This window comes from Actinomadura sp. (assembly GCF_044508335.1).
GTDB lineage: Bacteria > Actinomycetota > Actinomycetes > Streptosporangiales > Streptosporangiaceae > Spirillospora.
Window position 1 is genome coordinate 1 of the sequence record NZ_JBIQHY010000225.1, and the last position, 3,052, is coordinate 3,052.

2 protein-coding genes are annotated in these 3,052 nt (G+C 68.3%); one reads left to right on the forward strand and one right to left on the reverse strand.

What is annotated here, in order from left to right:
• Positions 1 to 94: 94 nt before the first annotated feature.
• Positions 95 to 1,201, reverse strand: coding sequence for a cellulose binding domain-containing protein (locus ACIWVC_RS34395; RefSeq protein WP_396455185.1), 1,107 nt, complete (start codon positions 1,199 to 1,201; stop codon positions 95 to 97).
• A gap of 328 nt (positions 1,202 to 1,529) precedes the next feature.
• Here ACIWVC_RS34395 and ACIWVC_RS34400 point away from each other — a divergent pair, with 328 nt between their 5' ends.
• On the forward strand, positions 1,530 to 2,987 hold the full coding sequence (locus tag ACIWVC_RS34400) for an arabinofuranosidase catalytic domain-containing protein (protein ID WP_396455187.1): 1,458 nt from the start codon (positions 1,530 to 1,532) through the stop codon (positions 2,985 to 2,987).
• The last annotated feature ends 65 nt before the right edge of the window (positions 2,988 to 3,052 follow it).

A 3,052-nucleotide genomic window follows, 5' to 3' on the forward strand; every position in this document is an offset into this window, starting at 1 on the left:
GGGGGCGGAAAATGGCGAGTGGTCGTTTTGCGGCCCGTCCGACCCGACGCCCGGGCGCCGGCGGTGAACCGGGGCCCGGGCCGGAACATGACGGTCAACTGGCGGTGCAGGTGAGCGTCGGCGCGGGGTTGCTTCCGGAGTATGCGCCCTGGAAGCCGAACGAGGTCGAGGAGTTCGGGGCGATCGTGCCGTTGTAGGGCATGTTGACCGCGGTCACGGCGCTCCCGGACTGGGTGAGCGCGGTGTTCCAGGCGTTGGACACGGTCTGCCCGCCGCCGTACGACCAGGTGACCTTCCAGCCGTGGGTGGCGCTGGTGCCGGTGTTGGTCACCGTCACCGAGGCGGTGAACCCGCTCCCCCAGTCGTTGGCGACCTGGTAGCTCGCCTGGCAGCCGGAGCTGGAGCCGGGGTCGCCGTCGTCGTCTCCGCCTCCGTCATCCGTGCCCTCGGCGGCGGCGAAGGAGAAGCTGTTGGTCGCCAGCCCCTGGCCTCCCTGCCAGATCTCGAAGCCGGCCTCGGCATCGAGCAGATAGTGGTCGCGATTGAGGGAGCCGCGGGTGACCGAGTCGTCGATCAGCGCCTTGACGTCGAGGTTCGACACCGAGGTCGCGCCGCCCCGCAGCACGTACGAAATGATCTTCCAGGAGGTCTGGTCGCCGGTCCAGACGTCCCAGGAGTGACCGGCGAGGTCGACGGTGCCGGTCCGGGAGCCGAACGGCTGGACGCCGCCGCGGCTGTTGATCCAGATCATCAGCTCGGTGCCGTCCGGCTGCCCGCCGGTGCTCGGCGTGGAGTTGAACCAGAGGTCGTACGCCGCGTCGTACGCGCCTGAGGCCACCTGGGTGGTCGACCACGAGCTCCTGGCGCTGCCCAGCTTGGCGACCTGGATCGGCAGGCCGCTGTTCGCCGTGCAGGTGCCCCAGTGGCAGCCCTTGAAAGTGGACGGATAAGTGGCGGGAGCGCCGTTGGCGGGCAGGCTGTAACCGGTCTGCGTGATGGTCCAGGCACCGCTCGACGTGTCGACGTCGGCGCACTGCGTCGCACTGGAATTCCACTCGTTCTGCTGGTAGATGTACTCACCGCCCTGCAGCGTGACGGTGTCGTCGCCATTGCAGGTCGTCACCTGCGCCGCGTGCGCGGGGGTCGCGACGGACAACCCGGTCACGACGGCGGCGAGTGCGATGAGGGCTCTCACCCGCATGCGTACCTCCTCGGGTCGCGTGGGAGCGCCGGACGAACGCTAACGGCCCGTCCGGACCACGAGAAAGCCCGGATTCATCGCCTTTCATGGCGGTCCGGGCGCGGACACACCGCAGAAGATCCCAGCCGTCCGCTCACCTGAAGCCGAGAGCACGGCGGCTGAACTGCGAAAGCTTCCTCCGCGCCGAACCGGGCGCCAATCGGCTCTTGACGGTGGGTCCATCGCGTTATTTACTCCGGCTAACCACCGGCGATCGATCCCGCCTTGGAGTCCGGCGAAATGTTAGCGCTAACACTTCCCGATCGACCGAGAAAGGTACCCGCTCCCCATGATCCACTGGAGAAAGGCGCTGCTCGTCGCGGTCGGCGCGCTCGTCCTCGTCGCGGGTCAACTGACCGGCTTCGCCGTCACCGGGGCCTCGGCGGCGACGTCGCAGCCCTGTGACATCTACGCCGCGGGCGGCACGCCCTGCGTGGCCGCGCACAGCACGACCCGGGCACTGTACGGCGCGTACAACGGACCCCTGTACCAGGTGCGGCGCTCATCGGACAACGCCACGCGCGACATCGGCGTGCTGAGTGCGGGCGGCTACGCCGACGCCGCCGCGCAGGACTCGTTCTGCGCCGGCACCAACTGCCTCATCACCGTCATCTACGACCAGTCCGGCCGCGGCAACCACCTCACTCAGGCGCCCCCGGGCGGGTTCTCCGGCCCGGCCCCGGGCGGATACGACAACCTGGCGGACGCGAAGGCGGCGCCGATCACGATCCACGGCAACAAGGCCTACGGCGTGTACGTGGCCCCCGGCACCGGATACCGGAACAACCACACCAACGGGGTCGCCACCGGCGACCAGCCGGAAGGCATGTACGCCATCTTCGACGGCACCCACTACAACGGTGGCTGCTGCTTCGACTACGGCAACGCCGAGACCAACAGCCGCGACAACGGCAACGGCACGATGGAGGCCATCTACTTCGGCAACATCAAGGTGTGGGGCTACGGCACCGGCCCCGGCCCGTGGGTCATGGCCGACCTGGAGAACGGCCTCTTCTCGGGAGTCAACGCCGGATACAACTCCAACGATCCGACCGTCAACCACCGGTTCCTCACCGCCATCATCAAGGGTGAGCCGAACCACTGGTCGATCCGGGCCGGAAACGCCCAGTCGGGAAGCCTCTCCACCTACTACAACGGGCCTCGGCCCAACGTCCCCGGCTACAACCCGATGCGCAAGGAGGGCGCCATCATCCTCGGCACCGGGGGCGACAACAGCATCGGCTCGGCGGGCACCTTCTACGAGGGCGTCATGACCTCGGGCTACCCGTCGGAGGCCACGGAGAACGCCGTCCAGGCCAACATCGTCGCCGCCGGCTACGCCACCGGCACCGGAGGCTCGCGGACCGGGCCGATCACGTCCGGAGTCGACAGCACCAAGTGCATGGACAACAACAACGCCGCGGCGACACCCGGCAACAAGGTGCAGATGTGGGACTGCAACGGCTACGCCGCCGCGCAGAACTGGACGGTCAACAGCAACGGAACCCTGACCATCGACGGCGGCTGCCTGGACATCACCGGCGCCGACTACAGCAACGGAACCCTCGTCGAGTGGTGGCCCTGCAACGACGGCGCCAACCAGCAGTGGCAGGCGGTCAGCGGGCAGCTCGTCAACCCGGCCTCCGGCAAATGCCTGGACGACCCCAACCACAACACCGCCAACGGAACCCAGCTCATCCTGTGGACGTGCAACGGCGGAAACAACCAGCAGTGGCACCTGCCGTAGCACTCCAGCCACCCTCGGGAATCCCCGCCCGCTAGAGGCCGGGGCATGAGACGGCCACCGCCGCG